This is a genomic window from Halomicrobium urmianum, from assembly GCF_020217425.1.
GTDB classification, from domain to species: domain Archaea; phylum Halobacteriota; class Halobacteria; order Halobacteriales; family Haloarculaceae; genus Halomicrobium; species Halomicrobium urmianum.
This window is the reverse complement of the sequence record NZ_CP084090.1, coordinates 2467891-2489169: the sequence shown is the minus strand read 5'-3', so window position 1 is coordinate 2489169 and position 21279 is coordinate 2467891. Positions and strand designations below refer to the sequence as shown.

Below are 21279 nucleotides of genomic sequence, written 5' to 3'. Positions count from 1 at the left end.
GACGGTCCATACGGGGCGCCAACGTCTTGGCACTGGCCCACAGATGTTTCTTCAATGACAGACGTACCGACGGCGAGCGACCAGTCGGTCGGCGAGCCCAGCGAGCAGTGGCGGGAGTACCAGGGCGCGCCGACCGGGACCGATCTGGAGTGCGAGGGCTGGCGCCAGGAGGCCGCCCTCCGCCTGCTCAACAACAACCTCGATCCGGAGGTCGCCGAGAAGCCGGAAGAGCTGATCGTCTACGGCGGGACGGGCAGGGCTGCCCGCTCCTGGGACGCCTACGACGCCATCCTCGGCGAGCTGCGGGACCTCGGGAACGAGGAGACGCTGCTCGTCCAGAGCGGCAAGCCCGTCGGCCGCTTCCGGACACACGAGCGGGCACCCAGGGTCCTGATCGCCAACTCCAATCTGGTCGGGAAGTGGGACGACTGGGACCACTTCCACGAACTGGAGGCGAAGGGGCTGATCATGTACGGCCAGATGACGGCCGGGTCGTGGGCGTACATCGGCACGCAGGGGATCATCCAGGGCACCTACGAGACGCTGGCCGAGCTGGCCCGGCAGGAGTACGAGGGGACCCTCGAGGGCCGGATCGTCGCCACGGGCGGGCTCGGCGGCATGGGCGGCGCACAGCCGCTGGCGGTGACGATGAACGAGGGCGTCTGCATCGCCGCCGACGTCGACGAGGCGCGCATCGACCGGCGCATCGAGACGGGATACTGCCAAGAGAAGGCCGACGACGTCGGCGAGGCCATCGAGCGGGCGCGGGAGGCTGCGGAGGCCGGAGAACCGTACAGCGTCGGCGTCCATGTCAACGCCGCCGACATGCTGGAGGCGATGCTGGAGCGCGGGTTCGTCCCCGACGTCCTCACCGACCAGACGAGCGCCCACGACGAACTGGAGGGGTACTACCCGAGCGGGTACGCCGTCGACGAGGCCGACGAACTCCGCGAGGAGGACCCCGAGCGGTACGTGCAGGAGAGCCTGGACACGATGGAGCGCCACGTCGACGCCATCCTCGAACTGCAAGAGCTCGGCGCGGTGGCCTTCGAGTACGGCAACAACATCCGCGGACAGGTGAAGGAGCACAGGGGGGTGGACGAGGCCTTCGACTTCCCGGGCTTCGTGCCAGCGTACATTCGCCCCCAGTTCTGCCGCGGGAAGGGTCCGTTCCGCTGGCTGGCGCTCTCCGGCGACCCCGATGACATCCACCGGACCGACGAGGCCGTCACGGAGCTGTTTCCCGAGAAGGAGGCGCTGCACCGCTGGATCGACCTCGCACAGGAGCGCGTCCAGTTCCAGGGGCTGCCGTCGCGGGTGTGCTGGCTGGGATATCGATCGGCCGACGACCCCGACGGACTCACCGAGCGCGCCCGCTTCGCCCTGGCGATCAACGACCTCGTCGCGGAGGGGGAGATCGCGGCACCGATCGTCGTCACGCGCGATCACCTCGACGCGGGCAGCGTCGCCTCGCCGAACCGCGAGACCGAGGCCATGAAGGACGGCTCCGACGCGATCGCGGACTGGCCGATCCTGAACGCCCTGCTCAACTGCGCGGCGGGCGCGGACGTCGTCAGCGTCCACGACGGCGGCGGCGTCGGCATCGGCAACGCACTGCACGCCAACAACCACGTCGTCCTCGACGGGTCGGACCTCGCCGCGGAGACGGCCCGCCGCGTGTTCACGACCGATCCCGGAACGGGCGTGATCCGCCACGCCGACGCCGGCTACGAGGAAGCCATCGATGAGGCGCGCGAGTCTGGCGTCGACGTTCCCATGGACGAACGATGACGGGACTCACCGACGCCCCCGACTGGAGCGGCACGTCGGACGACCCGAACGACGAGCAGTTCGGCGACGTCGTGGAACCCGCCACGCTGGACGAGGCGGGCGACTACGACGCCGCCCTCGTCGGCGAGCCCTACGACGGCGCGGTGATCGGTCGCCAGGGGGCGAGGGAGGGACCCGCCGCCGTCCGCGAGGAACTGGCGGGCGTCACGACCCACCACCTCGCCGCCGGGCCCGTCGGCCCGCTAGCGGACCTGGGCGACGTCTCCATCATCGACGAGGACCCGGCGACGGTGCAGGACGCCGTCGCCGACCTGGCCGACAGCGTCTACGATACGGGGGCCGTCCCCGTCTTCCTCGGCGGGGACAACTCGCTGACCTACGCCAACGCCGCCCCGCTGCTGGAACGGGGGTCGGTGGGCGCGATCAGCTTCGACGCCCACCTCGACTGCCGAGAGCTGCGGGACGGCCCCACCAGCGGCACGCCCTACCGGCAACTGCACGAGGACGGCCTCGACGCCTTCGCCGTGGTCGGGGCCCGCAACTTCGAGACGAGTACGCCCTACGTCGAGTACGTCCGGGAGCGCGGGGGGCTGATCGTCCCGTCCGGGGACGTGGCCGACGATCCGATCGAGGCCGCCGAGGCGGCGCTGCGGGCGATGGCCGGCGTCGACGCGATCTACGTCAGCGTCGACCTGGACGTCCTCGATGCGACGGCGGCGCCGGGCGTGAGCGCGCCGACCCCGGGCGGCGTGCCGACGCGGGACCTCTTCGCGATGGTCCGCCACGCCACCGCCGACGACCGCGTGGCCGGCTTCGAGGTGGTCGAGTGCGCCCCGCCGCTGGAGGACGGGGACCTGACCGCGGCCGCGGGCGCTCGCGTCGTCGCCCACGCGCTGGCGGGGCTGGAGGTGGCGCGGTGAGCGAACTGACCGCGGTCGTCCACGACGCGAACGAGGTGGCCGTTGTCCGGGACGGGGAACTGGAGACAGTCGCGGACGGCGCCCTCGCGGTCGAGGACGGAGCGGTGGCAGCGGTCGGTCCGACCGGCGAAGTCACCGCCGAGTACCCGCCGGAGAACGCCGTCCACGCGGTGGACGCCGGCGGCCGGGCCGTGCTGCCCGGCTTCGTCGACGGCCACACCCACGCCCTGTTCGCCGGCGACCGCGCCGACGAGTTCGCCGCGAAACTGCGGGGCAAGAGCTACGGGGAGATCATGGCCGAGGGCGGCGGGATCCTCCGGACCGTCCGGGCGACCCGCGAGGCCCCCGCCGAGCGGCTGCTGGCGAACCTGCTCGACCGCCTCGATTCGATGCTCGAGCGCGGGACCACGACGGTCGAGGTGAAGTCCGGCTACGGGCTGGACCGGGAGACCGAACTCCGGATGCTGGACGTCGTCGACCGCGCCAACCAGCGCCACCCCGTCGACGTCGTCCCGACGTTCATGGGCGCCCACGCCGTCCCGGACGACGTCGACGCGGACGACTACGTCGAGCGCGTGGTCGACGACCAGTTGCCCGCCGTCGCGGACCAGGGGATCGCCGAGTTCTGCGACGTCTTCTGCGAGGAGGGAGCCTTCTCCGTCGACCAGTCCCGGCGCGTGCTGGAGGCGGGCGCCGAGCGGGGACTGACGCCGAAGGTCCACGCCGAGGAGCTCTCCCGCATCGGGGGCGCGCAACTCGCGGCGGACCTCGGCGCGGCCAGCGCCGACCACCTGCTGCACGCCACCGACGACGATATCGAGGCCCTGCGCGACGCCGGCGTCACGCCCGTCCTCCTGCCGGCCACCGCCTTCGGCCTCGGCGAGGACTACGCGGACGCCCGGGCGTTCGTCGACGCCGGCGTCGCGCCCGCCGTCGCGACGGACTTCAACCCGAACTGCTACGCCGAGAGCGTCCCCCTCAACGTCGCGCTGGCCTGCGTCGAGATGGGGCTGACGCCCGCCGAGGCCGTCGTCGCCGCGACGGCGACCGGCGCGGAGTCAGTCGACCGCGAGGGACTGGGGACGCTGCGGGAGGGCTCCCCGGCCGACCTCGTTGTCCTCGACGCGCCGACGCACGTCCACGTGCCCTACAGCTACGGCGTGGACCGCGTCGAGACAGTTCTCAGGCGCGGCCGCCCGGTCGTCCGCGGAGGTGATCGGTGTGCCTGACCCGGTCACCCTCGACGGCGAGTCCCTGACGCCCGAGGCGGTGGCGGCCGTCGCCCGCGAGGACGCCGAGGTAGCCGTCGCGGAGGCGGCCCGCGAGGCCGTCCGCCGCGCCCGCGAGTGGGTCGACGACATCACGGAGACCGGCGACGCCGTCTACGGCGTCAACACCGGCTTCGGCGAACTGGTCGACGAGCGCATCCCGCCGGAGGACGTCGACGAACTCCAGACCAACCTCGTCCGCAGCCACGCCGCGGGCGCGGGCCGGGAGTTGCCGCGGGAGGCCGTCCGGGCGATGATGGTCACCCGCGTCAACGCCCTCCTGAAGGGCCACTCCGGCGTGCGGGAGACGGTCGTCGACCACCTCGTGACGATGCTGAACCGCGGCGTCCACCCCGTCGTCAAGTCCCGGGGGAGCCTCGGCGCGAGCGGCGACCTCTCCCCGCTGGCGCACACGTCGCTCGTCCTGCTCGGCGAGGGGGAAGCGGACGTGGACGGTGGCGGAGACGAGGCGAACGGTGACGGGGACGCCGAGCGCGTCTCCGGTGCGGAAGCGCTGGGGCGCGTCGACCTCGACCCCCTCCGGCTCCGCGCCAAGGAGGGGCTGGCGCTGATCAACGGGACGCAACTGACCGTCGGTCTGGCAGCGCTGCTGGTGGTCGACGCCGAGCGGCTCGTGAGTGCGGCGGACGTCGCCGGCGCGCTCTCGACGGAGGTGACGATGGGCTCGACGGTCCCCTCGCACCCGGCCATCACCGAGGTTCGCCCGCACGAGGGACAGGCCGCCAGCGCGGGCAACGTCCGCCGACTGACCGCCGACTCGGACGTCGTCGAGTCGCACCGCAACTGCGACCGCGTGCAGGACGCCTACTCGTTCCGGTGTCTCCCGCAGGTCCACGGTCCGGTCCGAGAGGCGGTCGACCACCTCCGGGAGAGCGTCGAGACGGAACTCAACAGCGCGACGGACAACCCGCTGCTGTTCGAGCGCGACCGCGTCGACGAGCGCGCCTCGGGGACCGACCGCGTGGGCGTCCTCTCCGGTGGGAACTTCCACGGCGAGGTGCTGGCGCTCAAGCTAGACTACCTGACGAGCGCGCTGACCGAACTCGGGGCCATCTCGGAGCGGCGGGTCGATCGGATGCTCAACCCCAATATCCAGGAGCCGCACCTCCCGCCCTTCCTCACCCCGGAGAGCGGGCTCATGTCGGGGTACATGCTCGCCCAGTACACCGCGGCGGCGATGGTCAACGAGTGCCGGTCGCTCGGCCGCCCCTCCGCGGACAACACGCCCGTCAGCGGCAGCCAGGAGGACCACGTCAGCATGAGCGCGCAGTCGGCCTTTCACGCCCGAACGGCGCTGCGGAACGTCGAGACCGTCGTCGGCGTCGAACTGGTGTGCGGCGCCCAAGCCGCCGAGTTCGTCGACGACGACCTCGCGCTGGGCAGCGGCACCGGCGAGGCCTACGCGGCGATCAGGGAGGTCGTCCTCGAGTTGACGGCCGACCGGCCGATCCACGAGGACGTCGAACGGGGGGCCGCGGTCGCGCGCTCGCCGGAGTTCGTCGAGCGGGTCGACGCGGCGGTGGGGGGCGACTTGGCGTAGGGCTGCGGTCGGCTTCCGGTGTCGTTCGCTACCTGCCGACGCCGAGGTCGCTCGTCCCGTCGGCCGTCGCGTACCGTTCCTTGCCGTCCCAGTTCTCGACGCTGGACTGCGTCTCTCGGACTGCGGCCTCGAGGTGTACCTGGCCGACGGGCGAGCCGTCTCGCAGCGCGTTACGGGCGGCGTCCTCGGCCAGCAGTTCGAGGTCGCTGGCCGCGTAGCCCGCGGTTGGTTCGACGACGGCGTCCCAGTCGATGTCGTCGGAGACGGGCCGGTCCCGGAGGTGGAGCTCCAGGATCTGGCGACGGGCCGTGGCGTCCGGCGGGGGCACCTCGACGCGCTCGTCGAACCGGCCCGAGCGGCGGATGGCGTCGTCGACGTCCTCGACGAAGTTGGTCGCGCCCACGACGACCACGTCGTCGTCGGCCGCCCCCTCCAGTTCGGTCAGGAGCTGGTTGACAAGCTGCTGCTCGCTGGTGTTCATCCCGCCGCGGCGCGAGCCCGCGATGCCGTCGATTTCGTCGAAGAAGAGGATGCAGGGGGCGTTCGCCCGCGCGACCTCGAAGATTTCGGCGACGTTCTGGGCGGGCTCGCCCATCCACTTGCTGGCCACGTCGGCCGGCGACACCTCGACGAAGCTGTGGCCCAGCTCCCCCGCGAGCGCCCCGGCGAGGTGGGTCTTGCCACAGCCCGGCGGGCCGTAGAGCAGCAGGCCCGAGAGCACGTCGATGCCGTACTCCTCGTAGGTCTCGGCGTTGTCGATCGGGTCGAGCACCGTCTCCCGGAGGCGCTCTTTCAGGTCGGCCATCCCACCGACGTCCGCGAAGTCCCGGTCGGGGTCGGGGTCGACCAGCGAGTTCGCCCGGAGGTCGACGCCCTCGGGCTGGACGACGCCATCCTCGCCGGCGAGTTCGGCCGGGTCGACCCAATCCTCGATGCTCGTCTCCGTCTCCTCGGCGGCCCGGCGCAGGTGGTCGGTCCCGATGGGGGCGTCCTCGCGGAGCGCCTTCCGGGCGGCGTCCTCGGCGATCAGTTCGAGGTCGCTGGCGGCGTAGCCCGCGGTCGCCTCCACGACGGGATCGAGTTCGAGGTCCCCGGCCGTGGGCCGCCCGGCGAGGTGGATCCGGAGGATCTCCCGGCGGGCCGCGGCGTCCGGCGGGGGCACCTCGACGCGCTCGTCGAACCGGCCCGAGCGGCGGATGGCGTCATCGACGTCCTCGACGAGGTTCGTCGCGCCGACGACGACGACGTCCTCGTCGGCGATGCCCTCCAGTTCGGTCAGGAGTTGGTTGACCAGCTGCTGCTCGCTGGCGTTCATGTTCTCGTCGCCGTCACGGGAGCCGGCGATACCGTCGATCTCGTCGATGAAGAGGACGCAGGGCGCGTTGGCCCGCGCGATGGCGAACAGGTCTTTCACCTTCTGGGCGGGCTCGCCCATGTACTTGCTCGTGACGTCGGCGGGCGACACCTCCACGAACGCGCGGTCGACCTCGCCGGCGAGCGCGCCGGCGACGTGGGTCTTGCCACAGCCCGGCGGGCCGTGCAGCAGGACGCCGTTGACGACGCCGATGCCGTACTCCTCGAAGGCGTCGGGGTCCTCCAGCGGCCGGACGACCTTGTGGTTGAGCGTCTCCTTCAGGCCGCTCATGCCACCGACGTCGGCGAAGCTCCGCTCCGGGCTCGGCTCGACCAGCCCCTCGGCCTCCATGTCGACGCCGTCGGGCTGGACGACGCCGCCGTCGTCGGGTGACTCGAGGTTTATCGTCGGTGCCCCGTCGTCGGCCGACCGATCCCGGTCGCGCCTGCCGTCCTCGACGGCCTCACCGCCCCCGCGCTCGTCACCGTCCCCGCCGCCGATGCGTTCCCGGATGTTCTGTTCGATCCGGTCGCGGTCGACCTCGTAGCCGTACTCGGCGAGCCGCCGCGGGTCGGCGCTGACGAACTCGGCGAGCCAGGCGTCCCGGTGGAACGCCGCCTCGTCCTGATCGGGGTCGCGCAGCGAGAGCATCACGACGTCGTCGCTGTGGGGCGAGTGGTACTCGGCCAGCCAGAACGGGAGGTAGAACCGCTCGACGTCGACGACGTCCTCGAAGCCCGCGGGGTCGAAGTCGGCCGGTAGCCCGTAGGACTCCCGGAGCTTCCGGTGGAAGACGTTCGCGGCGTCGCCGGACTGCTCGCGGTACTCCGTGATCCGGCGGGGGAGCAGCGACTCGGCCTCCTCGGTGGGCACCTGGAACTGCAGGAGCACCGACCGCCCCAGCCCGGGGTGGTCCGTCCCGAAGTCGTAGTCGTCGGTGGCCCGGCGGACGACGTCGTCGGTGCCCCCGGCGTACTGCGAGAGGGGCTCGTCGTTGTCGTCCCACAGGCCGTCCAGCAGCGCGACCGCCTGCTTGGTGTCCGTCCCGAAGAGCTTCCCGCGGCCGGTCTCGTACTCGTACTCGACGCGGAAGACGGGGTAGAACACGCGGTGGAGCCGCTCCAGTCGCTCGTCGCCGCCGAACTTCGTCAGGTCGCGCCGCCGGAGCGCCGCGCGGACCTCGTCGGCGTCGGGCAGGCGACGGTCGGCGTAGACGTACGGCGGCAGGCTCATGATTCTCTGATGGCTCGCTCGGCGGCCGCGAGCGCGTCCTCGGCGTCGAAGGCCTCGACGGCGTCGCGCTGGGCGGCAGTATCGCCCGCCAGGTCGCGGGCGTGTTCGGTCACGTTCGGGACGGCCCGGACGATGTTGTCCACGATGGGGACGGCGGCGCTCCGCGCCGACCGCGACATCGGGTTCAGGTCGATCACGACCTCTGTCTTGCCCATCTCGGCCAGCGCCTCGGCGCGGTCGCCGTCCTCGAGCGGGACCACGACCACGTCGGCGTCGCCGATGCCGTCGGCGTCGACCGTCGCGCGCTCGTGGTCGAGGCCGGGGATGCGCCCGTCCGCGGCGAGTCCCTTCACGTCCTCGGCGCCGTGCTCGCGGAGGTGGTCGGCGATGGCCTCCATGCGCTCCTCGGTGCGGTTGAACAGGTTAACCTCGAGGTCGGCGCCGGTCGCGTCGGCCAGTTCGACCAGTTCCCCGGGCACCAGCGCGGCCGCGTTGCCGTTGACCGAGATTACTGGGTGGTCGGCCAGCAGCAGGTGCGCCGCCGCGGCTCGCGCCGCCCGGTCGGCGCTCTCGACGGTCTCCTCCCCCAGTAGGTAGTCGAAGGCCTCACCCCGGCCCTGGGCGATCAGCCCCTGCCGGGACGTGATGCCCTTCTCGACCCCCGCCTCGATCCGGTGTCGCGTCAGCAGCGACTCGTAGCGAGGGTGACTCTCCGGAACGTCCACGTCGCTCATGGTCTCACCTCCGCGCGAGGGGTAAAAAACGGCCCGCTATCCGCGACGATCGTGGAGAACCGTGCCGGACCGGACCTGCCGACCGGCTCACCCCGCATTCAATCGCCGATTTGATCCGGATAGCGCGTCGTTTACGTCGGCGTTAGCGGGTCGTGCTCGGAACGCCGGGGAACTCCCCGAAATCGCCAGTGCCGGAGGTTCCGCCCGCCCGTCGACCGACCGAACCCGCCCGCCGCGCCCGGGGCGGATCGGTAACCGGTCGTTGTCGCCGACTATCCGCGTCATAGCAAAGGCGTCGCCGTCGGTGGATCCGGGCATGCCACGAGACAGCACGCGGGTAGCTACAGTCGTCGCATCGGTGCTGCTGGTCGCGTCGGTCGTCGGCCTCGGGTGGGCGGCGACGGGCGCGGCCGCAGCGCAGGAGACGGAGGCCGCCCAGGGCCCGACGGAGATCGACGCCTGCACGACGATCACTGAACCGGGCAGTTACGTCCTCGCCGCGGATCTCGAGGGCGCGAACGGGACCTGCATCGAGATCGCGTCCGACGACGTCGTCCTGGACGGGAACGGACACGCGATCGCTGGCGGCCAGAACGAGAGCGACGTCGCCGCTTTCCGGGCGGCCTCGCTGGCCCCGTCGGTCGTCTTCAGCGAGAACGAGACGGCCGCCGACGAGACGCTCGTCGCGGAGGTGCTGGCGAACTACCCGGTAGCCACGGACGAGCGGTGGGCGAACGTCGGCGTCGCCGCCGCCGGTTCGGAGAACGTCACTGTCCGCGACGTCACCGTCACGGGGCTATACTTCGGCGTCTATCTGGACGGCGTCTCCGACGTTCGGATGGAGAACGTCACCGCGGAGGCCAACGCCGACGGGATGGACGTCTTCGACTCGACGAACGTGACCGCAGCGGACAGCCGACTGGTCGACAACCAGTGGGGGCTCTGGGCGGTGAACGTGACAGAGAGCGACGTCACGAACGTCACCGCGGAGTCGAACGGCGTCAACGCCGTCGGTGCGGTGTACGCGCCGGGGCTGACGATCGACGGGGCCACGGTCTCGGGCTCCCCGGTCGGGATCGAACTGCTCGTCTCGAACGACAGCCAGGTCCGCAACGCCACGGTCACCGACAGCGCCCACACCGGTCTCGGCGTGTTCGGCTCCGACCGCGTCGCCGTAACGGACAGCACGGTGGCGAACACGACCGGCGACGTGCCGGAGTCCCTCGCCGAGGTCCCGGCCCCGTACGCCGAGCCGGCGGGGATCAACCTCGACGACGCCAGCGAGGGCGAGTACCGGAACGTGACGCTGACCGGCAACTCGGCGTGGGCGATCCACGCGACGAACGAGTCAACCGGCAACGTCCTCGAGACCGTCAGGATCGACGGGACGACCGTCAGCGGCACCGTCACCGACGCCGCGCTGCGAACCTCGGCGGACGAGTCCGTCGCTGACGGCGTCGCCGTCAACGACCTCTACGTGACTGCGACGGACGGTAGTGCGTCCGTCGACCTCGAGGCCACCTCGGACGACGCGACGAGCAGCGTCACGATCGACGCCTCGACCGGCGGCGACGTGACGGCCGACGCCGGCGACGCCGGCGTCGCGACCTCCGACGACGTTACCGTCGGGGAGAACGCGACCTCAGGAGCAGTTAACGTTGGAAACGACGTAACCGTCGAGGCCGTGAACGTCGGCGAGGGCGGAACGGCCGAAGCGTCGGCGAACGTGTCCGTCTCGGCGTCCGGGTAGTCCAGTCGCGCCCGGACAGAGCGCCGGAATCGTTCCGACCCGTGCCGTCAACTCTCTCGTTCGACCGCCGCTAACTATCTCATTCTATCACCCACGACCACGGCGCCGTCCGGCTATTTTCTAGCAAAGATTATCCACAACAAAACCGTAACCCTTCTTTACCAACGTTAGATAGAATTATCCCGTTCGCAACTATGTCAATGGCAGACGTACGCCGTCTCGTCGACGGCGAGGGTGGGCGGTTCATCTACCTCGCCGCGGCGCTGGCGGCGCTCAACGGGCTCCTGTTCGGGTTCGACACCGGAATCATCTCCGGCGCGTTCCTCTACATTCAGGACACGTTCACCATGTCCCCGCTGGTGGAGGGAATCGTCGTCAGCGGCGCGATGGCGGGAGCGGCACTCGGGGCGGCCGTCGGCGGTCGCCTGTCCGACCGCCTCGGTCGCCGGCGGCTGATCCTGCTGGGCGCGGGCGTGTTCTTCGTCGGGTCGTTCCTGATGGCCGTCGCCCCGAACGTCCCCGTGCTCGTCGCAGGGCGGCTGATCGACGGGCTCGCCATCGGGTTCGCGTCGATCGTTGGGCCGCTGTACATCTCGGAGATCGCACCGCCGCGGATCCGCGGCGCGCTCACGTCGCTGAACCAGCTGATGGTTACCGTGGGCATCCTGGCGTCGTACTTCGTCAACTACGCCTTCGCCGGCGCGGGCGCCTGGCGGTGGATGCTCGGTGCCGGGATGGTCCCGGCCGTCGTCCTCGCCGTCGGAATGGCCAAGATGCCCGAGAGCCCCCGCTGGCTCTACGAGCGCGGGCGCGAGGACGAGGCCCGGGCGGTCCTCCGGCGCACTCGCCAGAGCGGCGTCGAGGAGGAACTCGCGGAGATCGAGGAGACGGTCGCAAAGCAGTCCGGGACGGGACTGAGCGACCTGTTCGAGTCGTGGCTCCGCCCGGCTCTGATCGTCGGCCTCGGGCTCGCCGTCTTCCAGCAGGTGACCGGCATCAACGCCGTCATGTACTACGCGCCGACCGTCCTCGAGTCGACCGGCTTCGGCGACGTCACCTCGATCCTCGCGACGGTCGGCATCGGCGCCGTCAACGTGATCATGACGATCGTCGCCATCGCGCTGATCGACCGCGTCGGCCGCCGCGCGCTGCTTCTGGTCGGCATCGGCGGCATGGTCGCGACCCTGGGGATCCTCGGCGCCGTCTTCTACCTTCCGGGCTTCGACGGCGTTCTCGGCTGGGCCGCCACGGGTAGCCTGATGCTGTTCGTCGCCTTCTTCGCCATCGGCCTCGGACCGGTGTTCTGGCTGCTGGCCTCGGAGATCTACCCGCTGTCCGTCCGGGGCAGCGCGATGGGGCTGGTGACCGTCGCCAACTGGCTGGCGAACCTGATCGTCTCGCTGGCCTTCCCGATGCTGCGGTCCAGCGTCGGCCAGTCGTGGACCTTCTGGCTGTTCGGCGCCTGCAGCGTCGTCGCACTGGTCTTCAGTTACCGGTACGTCCCGGAGACGAAGGGCCGCTCGCTGGAGGCCATCGAGGCCGACCTCCGCGCGAGCGTCGGGTCGACGCCCGCCGGCGCGGTCGGCGACGAGGCGGACGACTGACGACCCCTCCGATTCTCACGGTTCCAGCGTCGCGCCGCCGGGGTGGATCTCGGTGACGCCGGCGTCGTAGCCGGCGTCGGTCAGCCCCGTGCCGAGCGCGAAGACGGTCTCGCCGAGCATCGCCATCGAGGCGTCGCCGCCGGCCTCGATGACGTCCTCGACGACCGAGCGGACCGCGGGCGTCAGCAGATCGGCCTCGCGGGCGAACCGCCGCGAGGCGCGCATGAACCCGTCCATCGTGGGCTCGCGGACTACCCGCGAGAGCGCCCGCTCGCCGGCCGCGGTCAGCTCTTCCGTGTCGCCGGTGATGACGTCCTCCGTATCGAGTTCGCCGCGGACGAGGTACTCGACGCGCCCGCGGGCGGGCACGGCGTCGACGTAGTTGTACTCCGGTCCGCCGGGCTCGAGCCGGAGCGGGACGCCGCCGCGGGCCTGCGCGACCACGTCGCCCAGTCCGGTCCCGGCCTGGACCTCGGCGCCGTGGGCGACGGCGACGAGTTCGTTCTCCGAGAGGCCCCGATCGAGCGCGGCGTTGGCCGCGAGGGCCGCGCCCAGCGCCGTCGCCCCGGAGACGCCGAACCCCGATCCGAGCGGCAGGTCCGTCTCCGCCCGGACCGCGACGGTCGCGTCGAGCGCCGAGAGGACGCGCTCGACGGCGCCGACCTCGATCGCCTCGCCGTTCAGCCGGACCGACCGCTCGTCGGCGGGGCTGACGGTCACCCTCACGCCGTCTCCCAGCGCGAGGCCGCCCCCGCGCGAGCCCGCCTCGATCGGGTCCTCGGCCGGTTCCGCGGTGAAGAAGCCGGTGACGTGTCCCGGGACGAACGCCGTGGCCTCGGTCATGGCTCACTCCTGCCGCCGCGGCGATTAAGCGCTGACGGTCCCGACACGTCGCCCGGACGGTCCCCCGGTGCGCTTATGTGTGACGCCGTAATCGGACGCACACATGCCGACGATCAGCGCGCGGCTGCCGGCCGAGGAGAAGGAGGAACTGGACGCGGTCGCGGACATGCTCTCGGAGGACCGATCGACCACCATCCGGAAGGCCCTGCGGGAGGGCCTGGAGACGCTGCGGGTGCGGGTCGCCGTCGAGCGGTACCAGTCGGGCGACGTCTCCGCGGCGGAGGCGGCCGAGATCGCCGATCTCTCGATCGCCGAGTGGCTGGACGTGGCCCGCGAGCGCAACCTCACGACGCAACTGGACCTCTCCGATCTGGAGATCGACGCCGACACCGCGACTGAACTATGACGCGCATCTACGTCGGCCCGACGACGCTGTACGACCTCGGCCAGGTGGGGGAGCTCTCGCTGCTGGACGCGTTCGACGGCGACGTGGTGATCCCCGAGGCCGTCGCCGACGCCGTGGACGTCGAGCCCGCGGCGACGAACCTCGAAGGATACCTCGACGCCGGCGACGTCGAGACGACCGCGGACGGGGAGCACGCCGAGCAAGCCCGCTCGCTGCTCGGCCGCCCGCTGGGAGCCAGCGTCGCCGTGATCGCCGGCGTGCTCGCCCACCGCGACCCCGAGGACCGGACGGCCGTCGCCGTCCTCTCGCAGGACCGCACCGTCCGCCGGCTGGCACAGGGCCTGGGCGCCGAGGTCTCCAGTAGCTTCGGCGTCGTCGTCCGGGCGACCATCGAGGACAAGTACCTCAAGCCCAGCCAGGCCAAGCGCATCGTCCGCCGGATCGACCAGCACGGCCTCCACATGACCGGCGAACTCCGGGAGCGGGCAGTGGGAGAAGTCGCCGAGTGACTGAACGGTGGACTCACCTCGAACCGTCCGCCTCGTAGAACTCGCCCTCGTCGAGAACCGGGTCGTCCTCCAGGAACGCCACGCCCTGCGCCGTCGGTGAGACGCCGGTTTCGCGCTCGAAGACGTCCGTCCCGTCGCTGCCCCAGCCCAGTCCGACGACGGCGTCGAACGCGCCGAAGTGCTTCGTGATCGTGGGGGCCGGCGGCGCGTGCGCGAACGCCCGGAAGCGGAACTGGTGGTCCATGGCGAAGCGGTAGACCATCCCCTGCCCGCCCAGTTCCTCGACGCCCTCGTAGCGGGCCTGTTCGACGGCCTCACCGCCCTCGCTGCGGTACAGCGTCGCTTCCTCACAGGTCTCGGTCGTGCTGTCGAACTCGGCGACGACGGCCCGCTCCCAGCGGTCGGCGGAGTCGTCGAGCAGGCCGTCGACCCGCGGATTCGTCAGGACGTAGACGTACTCGGCGATCCACGCCAGATCCGCCCTGATCTCCTCGCCGCCGGCGTCGGTGAGCACGCCATGGACGCTGTCGTCGTCTTCGGGAATCTCGACCGGGCTGGTCGCCTCGAACCACTCGAGCAGTGACTCCCGCGCGTCCGCGTCGGCGCACTCGAAGTTGTACACCGTCCACTCCATCACTCGCGGTTGGCCGGGCAGGAAGAAAGGACTGGCGCGACTGTCCGCGGCGGTTCCGGCAGGGAGTCAGGCCCCGCCGTGTTCCTCGTAGGGCTGGACGACGACGAAGCCGCCGTCGCCGTCGAAGTTCATCTGGAATCGCTCGCCGGACTCCTGGCCGATCATGTCCGAGAGGTTCTTGTTGACCTCGACGTCCGGCGACGTCCCGCTCCAGGCGACCGTGGCGCTGGGGTCGGTGGAGACGGGCGGCTCCAGCACCAGCGGGTCGCCGTGGGTGGTCAGCGCGACGTACCCCGGGCCCTCGAGGTAGACGTTGGTGAGGCCGCCGGCGAAGGAGCCCGCGAGGCTGTCGATGGTGCTGATCTCGTAGGAGAGGTCCGACTCGAAGGCCAGGACGTCCTCGCCGTTGACCGTGATGGCGTCGTCGGCGTCGAGTTCGAGGACCTGCACCTTCTTCTGGCGGTCCGCGAGGTAGACGTGGCCGTCGCCCTCGACGGTCATCACGGGCGTTCCCTCGCCGGTTGCGGCCTCCTTGAGGAAGCCGGTGATCCCGCCCTCCGCGGAGGCCTTGCCGGTGAAGGACAGATCGCCCGTGTAGGCGACCATCGACCCGGCCTTGGCCAGGACGGTCCCGTCGACGTCCACGTCAAGGGTGTAGCTGTTCTCCAGTTCGAAGGGCGCGTCGGTCTCGGTCGGTTCGTTCTCGGAGGCGAAGTCTTCGATGTCCATGGTATCAGGGAGCCAGGGCGGCTCGCTCGGCGCGTCGCAGCGACGGGAGAAAGAAGGTTCGGTCGCGGTCCGTGCGAATCGCAGTGTCGGAGTCCTCGCCTGCGGGCTCAGACGCTGGCGGTCCTGCGAGACTGGCTCCGCTCACGGCTTCGCCGTTCGCACTCGTGGTTCTCGCTCCGCTCGAACCACGCACCGCTCGTCTCGCTGGCTCCAAGGTTTGTCGCTTACGGCGACAAACGCTGGCGATCCCGCGGGAACACCGAGAGAGCAAAGCTCTCCCGAGCTCCCGCTCGACGGCCAGCGACCAGTCCTACGGACTGAGTCGCTGTCGGTCTCGCGGGAACAGCACCGCCTCGCGGATGTTGCCGAGGCCGAGCATCGTCATGATGAGGCGCTCGCCGCCGAGGCCCCAGCCGGCGTGGGGCGGCATGCCGTACTTGAACATCTTGGTGTAGTACTCGAAGGCCTCGGGGTCCAGGCCCTGCTGTTCGAAGCCCTGGACGAGCTGGTCGTGGCGGTGCTCACGCTGGCCGCCGGAGACCAGCTCCATCTCGGGGTGCATCATGTCGAAGCCGGTGGAGACCTCGTCGTCCTTGTCCATGATGTAGAAGGGCTTGATCTCGCTGGGCCAGTCGGTGATGAAGTAGTGCTGGCCGACGTCCTGGCCGAGGGCGTGCTCGGCCTCGGTGGAGAGGTCGTCGCCCCACACGAGCGGCTCGTCGAGTTCGCCGGTGGCGTTGATGCGGTCGATGGCCTCCTCGTAGGTGAGCCGGGGGAAGCTCTCGGCGGGGGCCGAAAAGTCGTCCTGCAGGTCGAGGGCTTCCAGCTGCTCCTGGCAGTTTGCCTCGACGACCTCGTAGGCGGCGCGGACGACCGACTCGCAGGCGTCCATGGCGTCCTCGTGGTCGTAGAAGGCCGACTCGAAGTCGATGGAGGTGGCCTCGTTGAGGTGCCGCGGCGTGTTGTGCTCCTCGGCGCGGAAGATCGGGCCGATCTCGAACACCCGCTCCAGGCCGGAGCCGACCATCAGCTGCTTGAACAGCTGGGGGCTCTGGTTCATGAAGGCCTCCTGGCCGAAGTAGGTGATCGGGAACAGCTCCGTGCCGCCTTCGGTGCCGGTAGCGACGATCTTCGGCGTGTTGATCTCCGTGCAGCCCAGCTCGCGGAACTGCTCGCGGACGGCGCGCAGGACCTCGGCGCGGATCTCGAAGATAGCCTTGACCTCGTCCTTGCGGAGGTCCAGCGTGCGGTTGTCCAGCCGCGTTGAGAGTTCCGCGTCGACCTTGCCGGAGGGGTCGAGCGGCAGTTCGGGGTCGGCCTCGGAGACGACCTCCAGCGAGTCGGGCGTGACCTCGACGCCGGTGGGCGCGCGGGGCTCCTCCTCGACGTCGCCAGTGACGGTGAGCACGGACTCCCGGTGGACGTTCAGCCCCGTCTCCACGAGGTCCTCGTCCATCTCGTCCTTCTCGAACTTGACCTGAATCTTCCCGGACTTGTCCCGGAGGATCAGGAAGGCGATGCCGCCGAGGTCCCGGATCTCGTGGACCCAGCCGGCCACGGTGACTGTCTTGCCGGGCTCGGCGTCCGCGGTGTAGGTTCGCTCGTCCATGGGCGTCCGTTCTGGAGGACGTGACTTAAGAACAGTCTTTCGAGCCCGCCGGCCGGGCCAGCGGCCGACAGTACGCTTAGGTGGGGGGATGACGAAGCCGGCCGGTATGGTCGACCGTCCGATAGACGACCTGGACAGGCGCATCCTCCACGCGCTCCAGCACAACTCGCGCAAGACGGCCGCCAGCGACGTGGCCGAGTCGGCGGACGTCTCGCCGCGGACCGTCCGCAACCGGATCGAGCGCTTGGAGGAGGCGGGCATCATCGAGGGGTACGGCGCGCAGGTCAACTACGAGGCCGCTGGCTACCAGTTACACACCCTGATCGTCTGCACCGCGCCGATCCACGAGCGCGAGGAGATCGCCAGGCGCGCCCTGGAGGTGCCCGGCGTCGTCGCCGTCCGGGAGGTGATGACCGGGGCGGAGAACGTGCAGGTCGAGGTCGTCGGGGTCGACGGCAACGACCTCAGCCGCATCGGGCGAGAGCTCAACGACGTCGGCCTCGAAGTCGTCGACGAGGACCTGATCCGCAACGAGTACGAGCAGCCCCTCCACCTGTTCGGCCCGACGGCGACCGAGGTCGACGCCGAGGGCGAGGCCGACTAGCTATACTTCCGATACAGGAATATACCATTCGTTCATTTCCGGATCCGGACTACAATAGCACTCTTTATCCCGTTCCGGAAGAAGAGTTCAGATAGCGACGGGCAGCGGCGACCACTGGACGGCCAACGGCGATCGACGGCCACCGCTCGGCGTCCGGGCGTCGCCGGACTCGACTGTCCGCGACCGACGCTCCACCCACCATGACCTGCTATACGACACCTCTCGACGGAGCCGCCGGCGGAATCGGACCACCGGAGCGACCCGGTAGCGACGGCGACCGCCGGCGGCGGAGGTAACGATGGGGAAGGAACTCGAACGGGACCTCGGCCTGCCGGCGGTGATCGCCATCTCGATCGGCGCGATGATCGGGAGCGGCATCTTCATCCTCCCGGGGCTGGCCCTGAAGATGGCGGGCCCGGCCGTCATCGTGGCGTACCTGCTGGCCGGCCTGCTCGTGCTCCCGGCGGCGCTCTCGAAGTCGGAGATGGCCACTGCGATGCCAGAGGCCGGGGGGACGTACATCTACATCGAGCGCGGGATGGGGCCGCTTCTGGGCACGATCGCCGGCGTCGGCACCTGGTTCTCGCTCTCTTTCAAGGGCGCGCTGGCGCTGGTCGGCGGGATCCCCTACCTGCTGTACCTGACGGACCTGCCGGAGACGCCCGTCGCGCTGGCGCTGGCGGCGCTGTTGATCGTCGTGAACATCGTCGGCGCCAAGCAGACCGGCCGCCTGCAGGTCGGCATCGTCGTCGTCATGCTCGCGGCGATGGCGTGGTTCGTGGTCGGCGGCCTCCCGGCGACGAACGCAGCGAGCTACGGGAACTTCTTCGCGGAGGGGCCGACCGGCCTGCTGGCGGCGACGGGCTTCGTGTTCGTCTCCTACGCCGGCGTGACCAAGGTGGCCAGCGTCGCCGAGGAGGTCGAGAACCCGGACCGCAACCTCCCGCTGGGGATCCTCGCGTCGCTGGGTGTCACGACGCTGCTGTACGTGCTGATCGTCGTCGTGATGGTCGGCGTGACCGAGCCCGGCGGCCTCAGCGAGTCGGTCCCGATGATCGACGCGGCGGAGGCGGCGCTGGCGTGGCCGGGCGTCGTCGCCATCATCCTGGCCGCGGTGCTGGCGCTGATCAGCACGGCCAACGCCGGCATCCTCTCCTCGTCGCGGTACCCCTTCGCGATGGCCCGCGACGCCCTCGCCCCGGAGTCGCTGACCGAGGTCCACGACCGGTTCGGGACGCCCGCGCGGGCCATCACGCTCACGGGCGCGGTCATGCTCTTCCTGATCGCCTTCGTCCCCGTCTCCGACATCGCCAAACTGGCCAGCGCCTTCCAGATCGTCGTGTTCGCGCTGGTCAACGGTGCCGTGATCGCCTTCCGCGAGGGGGCGGCCGACTACGATCCGAGCTTCGAGTCGCCGCTGTACCCGTGGACGCAGATCCTCGGCATCCTCGGCGGCCTGCTGCTGATCGGCTTCATGGGGACCGTCCCGCTCGTGGGGGCGGCCGTCATCACCGTCGGCTCCGTCCTGTGGTACTTCTACTACGCCCGCGACCGCGTCGAGCGTGAGGGGGCCGCCACGGACGTCGTCCGCCGCTCGGTCGGCCGGCAGGCCGTCGAGCGCACCCGGTCGCTGTTCGAGGACGTCGACGGATACGAGGTGCTGGTCGCGATCACCGAGGACACGAGCGAGGCCCGCGAGCGGTCGCTCCTGCGGATCGCGGCCGACATCGCCCGCGAGAACGACGGCTCTGTCACCGTCGTCCAGTTCGACGAAGTGCCAGACCAGGAGCCGCTGGAACACGCCTCCGAGGTGCAGTCGGCCGCCGACGTCGAGTTCGAGCGCCGGACGGCGGACCTCACCGAGGAGTTCGACGTTCCCGTCCACTACGGGGAGATCGTCAGCCACGACACGAAACACGCCGTCGTCAACTTCGCCGCCCACGAGGACGCCGACTTCCTCGTCGTCGAGCGGACCGACGAACCGCTGTACGCCTCCCTGTTCGGATCGACCACTGAGTGGATCACCCGGAACGCGCCCTGCGACGTCCTGCTCGTCGAGGAACGGGACCTCGCCGAGGTCGAGTCAGTCTCGGTCGTCGCCGACCGGGGGCCCTTCGACCCCCAGAAGATCGCCGTCGCGAACGCGCTGGCCAGCGAGACGGGCTCGCCGATCGACCTCGTCTACCGGGTCGACGCCGACGCGACCGAGGCCCAGCGGGCGACGATCGACGAGTACCTGGCGGAGCTGGAGGGGCTGTGCTCGGTCCCGGTCGAGCGATCGGTCGTCGAGTCCGACGACCGGGCGAGCGACTTCGTCGACCTGACCGACCCCGCCGACGTGCTGGTCATCGGCACCGACGGCGGCCGGCTCCGGGGCCGCCTGTTCGGCCGCCCCGCCGACCGGATCGTCGACACCGTCGACTGCACCGCGATCCAGATCCAGCCCCGGGAATCGGAACGGCCCGGACCCCTCCGCCGAATCGTCGAGCGGTTCGTGTTCTGACGGGGCGGAACGGCGGCCAGGTCGCAACCGGGCTCCGAACGCGGTCCGCGTCCGGTCTCCCCCACCGTCGTCCCGCCTACACCGCCTGGAACAGGGCGACGAGGTCGCTGTAGTCGGCCTCGCCGTTGCCGTTGAAGTCGAAGTACTCGGCGTTCTCCGCGAAGTACTCGCCGTCGATCTCGTCGAAGTAGCGCACGACGTCGGAGTAGTCGGTCTCGCCGTTGCCGTTGAGGTCCTCGTAGACGCCGTCTTCGTCGGGGTCGGTCGGCTCGGTCCCGTCGAGCGGGTCGGGGCCGTCCTCGACTGTGGCGGTCGTCGCGGACCCCGTCGCCAGCTCGGAGCCGTTGCCGGCGCCATCGACGGCCCGGACGGCGACCTCGTAGTCGGTCGCCGGCGAGAGCATCTCCAGCGTCGTCGAGGTCGTGCCCGCGGGCACGGTGGTCCGCTGGATTCCGTCGCCGGAGATGGCGTAGTGCTCGATGCCGGAGCCGTCGTCGGTGACCGCGCTCCAGGAGAGACCGATCGCGGTCGGGCCGATGCCGGTCACCGAGAGCGGCGTCGGAGGTGCGGGTGCGGTCTCGTCGGGCGCGTCACCGCCGGGTTCGCGGCCGAACGCGAGTTCGCCGTCGACGTAGACCGGCACGTACTCCGTCTTCGCGCGCTCGTCGTCGAGCCCCTGGAAGCTCCAGTCGCTACTGGCGTCGAGGCTGGCGTTCGCGTAGTCGCTGAGCGCGACGGTCAGTCCGTATTAGCCGGCGATCTGGATCCCCGAGTAGTCGAACTCGACGTAGTAGACGTCCCCGGACTCGTCGTAGGGTCCCGGCCCGACGACCTCAGCGGCCTGTCCGGGTTGCGCGTCGGTCTGGTCGTAGTAGACGTCCACCGTCAGTCCCTCCGGCTCGTCGATGCCGCTCGCGTCGAAGTAGTACCGGACGCTCAGGCCGTCCTCGAAGCGCGGCGGGTGGATCGCGACGTTGTCGACGAAGGCCTCGATCTCGGCGATCTCGGAGGAGTCGGTCTCGACCCGGGCCTCGACGAAGTAGGGGTCGATGGGCTCCTCGTCCGGCGGGAAGCCCTCGACCGATTCGTCGCCCTCGCCGTAGTAGGTGTACACTCGTTCGCGTCGAAGAAGTACAGCGACTGCTGGAGCGCGTGGGCCAGGTTGTAGTCGTCCTTCGCGACGGCCGCCGCGCGGCCGACGGCCCGGCCGCCCGCGGCGACGGTGCC

General features: G+C 70.5%; 18 protein-coding genes. 10 read left to right on the top strand and 8 right to left on the bottom strand.

Going from position 1 to position 21279, the window contains the following annotated elements; translation table 11 throughout:
* Positions 1–54: 54 nt before the first annotated feature.
* The 4 genes from hutU to hutH are packed head-to-tail and all read left to right on the top strand — an operon-like array spanning position 55 to position 5540.
* Positions 55–1791 (top strand): urocanate hydratase, encoded by a 1737-nt coding sequence (gene hutU, locus LCY71_RS12405; RefSeq protein WP_225333460.1) that lies wholly within the window; start codon positions 55–57, stop codon positions 1789–1791.
* Entirely contained in the window at positions 1788–2711 is a 924-nt protein-coding gene (gene hutG / locus LCY71_RS12400; protein ID WP_225333459.1) for a formimidoylglutamase, read from the top strand. The genes hutU and hutG overlap by 4 nt, the downstream gene beginning before the upstream one ends.
* Positions 2708–3940, top strand: a complete 1233-nt coding sequence (hutI, locus tag LCY71_RS12395) for an imidazolonepropionase (RefSeq protein ID WP_225333458.1) — start codon at positions 2708–2710, stop codon at positions 3938–3940. Before hutG ends, hutI begins: the two co-directional genes overlap by 4 nt.
* The gene (gene hutH, locus LCY71_RS12390) at positions 3933–5540 is read left to right on the top strand and encodes a histidine ammonia-lyase (RefSeq protein ID WP_225333457.1); all 1608 of its coding nucleotides are present in this window, start codon (positions 3933–3935) and stop codon (positions 5538–5540) included. The genes hutI and hutH overlap by 8 nt, the downstream gene beginning before the upstream one ends.
* Positions 5541–5568: 28 nt before the next feature.
* Here hutH and LCY71_RS12385 read toward each other — a convergent pair whose 3' ends face one another.
* The gene (locus LCY71_RS12385) at positions 5569–8127 is read right to left on the bottom strand and encodes an AAA family ATPase (protein ID WP_225333456.1); all 2559 of its coding nucleotides are present in this window, start codon (positions 8125–8127) and stop codon (positions 5569–5571) included.
* Positions 8124–8861, bottom strand: a complete 738-nt coding sequence (locus tag LCY71_RS12380) for a 4-phosphopantoate--beta-alanine ligase (protein WP_225333455.1) — start codon at positions 8859–8861, stop codon at positions 8124–8126. The genes LCY71_RS12385 and LCY71_RS12380 overlap by 4 nt, the downstream gene beginning before the upstream one ends.
* Positions 8862–9177: 316 nt before the next feature.
* On the opposite strand from LCY71_RS12380, the gene LCY71_RS12375 reads away from it, so the two are divergent.
* Together LCY71_RS12375 and LCY71_RS12370 are read left to right on the top strand one after the other, a co-directional pair.
* Positions 9178–10611, top strand: coding sequence for a right-handed parallel beta-helix repeat-containing protein (locus tag LCY71_RS12375; protein ID WP_225333454.1), 1434 nt, complete (start codon positions 9178–9180; stop codon positions 10609–10611).
* 194 nt (positions 10612–10805) lie between these two features.
* Positions 10806–12215, top strand: a complete 1410-nt coding sequence (locus LCY71_RS12370; RefSeq protein WP_225333453.1) for a sugar porter family MFS transporter — start codon at positions 10806–10808, stop codon at positions 12213–12215.
* A gap of 15 nt (positions 12216–12230) precedes the next feature.
* Here the strand turns inward: LCY71_RS12370 and LCY71_RS12365 are convergent, their stop codons facing one another.
* Positions 12231–13058, bottom strand: coding sequence for a pantoate kinase (locus LCY71_RS12365; protein ID WP_225333452.1), 828 nt, complete (start codon positions 13056–13058; stop codon positions 12231–12233).
* A gap of 103 nt (positions 13059–13161) precedes the next feature.
* Here LCY71_RS12365 and LCY71_RS12360 point away from each other — a divergent pair, with 103 nt between their 5' ends.
* Entirely contained in the window at positions 13162–13464 is a 303-nt protein-coding gene (locus tag LCY71_RS12360) for a UPF0175 family protein (protein ID WP_225333451.1), read from the top strand.
* Positions 13461–13973, top strand: a complete 513-nt coding sequence (locus LCY71_RS12355) for a PIN domain-containing protein (protein ID WP_225333450.1) — start codon at positions 13461–13463, stop codon at positions 13971–13973. Before LCY71_RS12360 ends, LCY71_RS12355 begins: the two co-directional genes overlap by 4 nt.
* Before the next feature lie 13 nt (positions 13974–13986).
* Here the strand turns inward: LCY71_RS12355 and LCY71_RS12350 are convergent, their stop codons facing one another.
* From LCY71_RS12350 to aspS, 3 genes are all read right to left on the bottom strand, one after another.
* Positions 13987–14607, bottom strand: coding sequence for a hypothetical protein (locus LCY71_RS12350; RefSeq protein ID WP_225333449.1), 621 nt, complete (start codon positions 14605–14607; stop codon positions 13987–13989).
* 66 nt (positions 14608–14673) lie between these two features.
* Positions 14674–15336 carry an AIM24 family protein gene (locus LCY71_RS12345; protein WP_225333448.1) on the bottom strand — a complete coding sequence of 221 codons (663 nt, stop codon included), beginning with the start codon at positions 15334–15336 and terminating at the stop codon, positions 14674–14676.
* A 310-nt stretch (positions 15337–15646) separates the two neighbouring features.
* Entirely contained in the window at positions 15647–16945 is a 1299-nt protein-coding gene (gene aspS, locus LCY71_RS12340; RefSeq protein ID WP_225333447.1) for an aspartate--tRNA(Asn) ligase, read from the bottom strand.
* Between the two features lie 106 nt (positions 16946–17051).
* On the opposite strand from aspS, the gene LCY71_RS12335 reads away from it, so the two are divergent.
* Positions 17052–17549 carry an Lrp/AsnC family transcriptional regulator gene (locus LCY71_RS12335; RefSeq protein WP_225333446.1) on the top strand — a complete coding sequence of 166 codons (498 nt, stop codon included), beginning with the start codon at positions 17052–17054 and terminating at the stop codon, positions 17547–17549.
* A 298-nt stretch (positions 17550–17847) separates the two neighbouring features.
* Positions 17848–20052, top strand: coding sequence for a universal stress protein (locus tag LCY71_RS12330; RefSeq protein WP_225333445.1), 2205 nt, complete (start codon positions 17848–17850; stop codon positions 20050–20052).
* Positions 20053–20128: 76 nt separating this feature from the next.
* Here LCY71_RS12330 and LCY71_RS12325 read toward each other — a convergent pair whose 3' ends face one another.
* Together LCY71_RS12325 and LCY71_RS12320 are read right to left on the bottom strand one after the other, a co-directional pair.
* The gene (locus LCY71_RS12325) at positions 20129–20695 is read right to left on the bottom strand and encodes a fibronectin type III domain-containing protein (protein ID WP_225333444.1); all 567 of its coding nucleotides are present in this window, start codon (positions 20693–20695) and stop codon (positions 20129–20131) included.
* Positions 20696–20800: 105 nt separating this feature from the next.
* Positions 20801–21166, bottom strand: a complete 366-nt coding sequence (locus LCY71_RS12320; protein ID WP_225333443.1) for a cellulose binding domain-containing protein — start codon at positions 21164–21166, stop codon at positions 20801–20803.
* Between the last annotated feature and the right edge of the window lie 113 nt (positions 21167–21279).

Bases quoted from the DNA above. Each gene is read 5' to 3' on its own strand.
- LCY71_RS12345 (WP_225333448.1), bottom strand. From the start codon at position 15,336: ATGGACATCGAAGACTTCGCCTCCGAGAACGAACCGACCGAGACCGAC.
- LCY71_RS12375 (WP_225333454.1), top strand. From the start codon at position 9,178: ATGCCACGAGACAGCACGCGGGTAGCTACAGTCGTCGCATCGGTGCTG.
- LCY71_RS12380 (WP_225333455.1), bottom strand. From the start codon at position 8,861: ATGAGCGACGTGGACGTTCCGGAGAGTCACCCTCGCTACGAGTCGCTG.
- hutU (WP_225333460.1), top strand. From the start codon at position 55: ATGACAGACGTACCGACGGCGAGCGACCAGTCGGTCGGCGAGCCCAGC.
- LCY71_RS12350 (WP_225333449.1), bottom strand. From the start codon at position 14,607: ATGGAGTGGACGGTGTACAACTTCGAGTGCGCCGACGCGGACGCGCGG.
- LCY71_RS12355 (WP_225333450.1), top strand. From the start codon at position 13,461: ATGACGCGCATCTACGTCGGCCCGACGACGCTGTACGACCTCGGCCAG.
- LCY71_RS12335 (WP_225333446.1), top strand. From the start codon at position 17,052: ATGGTCGACCGTCCGATAGACGACCTGGACAGGCGCATCCTCCACGCG.
- LCY71_RS12370 (WP_225333453.1), top strand. From the start codon at position 10,806: ATGTCAATGGCAGACGTACGCCGTCTCGTCGACGGCGAGGGTGGGCGG.
- hutG (WP_225333459.1), top strand. From the start codon at position 1,788: ATGACGGGACTCACCGACGCCCCCGACTGGAGCGGCACGTCGGACGAC.
- LCY71_RS12385 (WP_225333456.1), bottom strand. From the start codon at position 8,127: ATGAGCCTGCCGCCGTACGTCTACGCCGACCGTCGCCTGCCCGACGCC.
- LCY71_RS12360 (WP_225333451.1), top strand. From the start codon at position 13,162: ATGCCGACGATCAGCGCGCGGCTGCCGGCCGAGGAGAAGGAGGAACTG.
- aspS (WP_225333447.1), bottom strand. From the start codon at position 16,945: ATGGACGAGCGAACCTACACCGCGGACGCCGAGCCCGGCAAGACAGTC.
- LCY71_RS12330 (WP_225333445.1), top strand. From the start codon at position 17,848: ATGGGGAAGGAACTCGAACGGGACCTCGGCCTGCCGGCGGTGATCGCC.
- LCY71_RS12365 (WP_225333452.1), bottom strand. From the start codon at position 13,058: ATGACCGAGGCCACGGCGTTCGTCCCGGGACACGTCACCGGCTTCTTC.